Origin of the sequence: Pelomonas sp. CA6 (assembly GCF_022549225.1) — a bacterium.
Taxonomy (GTDB): domain Bacteria; phylum Pseudomonadota; class Gammaproteobacteria; order Burkholderiales; family Burkholderiaceae_C; genus Roseateles.
This window is the reverse complement of record NZ_JAKZFD010000076.1, coordinates 1-301: the sequence shown is the minus strand read 5'-3', so window position 1 is coordinate 301 and position 301 is coordinate 1. Positions and strand designations below refer to the sequence as shown.

The window sequence follows — 301 nt, the reverse complement described above, 5'->3', positions numbered from 1 at the left end:
ACCCAGAGGCCCGGCAAAGCCGGATCCTCGGGTGCCGCTTGGGAAGACCTCGGGCGCGAGTGCCAAGAAAAGAATGGAGTCTGAAATGACGAAGGAAGTGTTGCTCAAGGTCACCGGGCTGAAGGTGGCGTATGGCGGGATCCAGGCGGTCAAGGGCGTGGAGTTCGAGGTGCGCCAGGGCGAGCTGGTGAGCCTGATCGGGGCCAACGGCGCGGGCAAGACCACGACGCTGAAGGCGGTGACGGGGCTGCAGCCGATCGCGGTGGGGGAGGTGCAGTACCTGGGGCGCAGCATCAAGGGT

Annotated in this window: 1 protein-coding gene; it reads left to right on the top strand. The window is 65.8% G+C overall.

What is annotated here, in order from left to right:
* Nucleotides 1-85: 85 nt before the first annotated feature.
* The coding region (locus LZ017_RS21960; protein WP_241399055.1) for an ATP-binding cassette domain-containing protein at nucleotides 86-301 on the top strand (216 nt) is incomplete at its 3' end.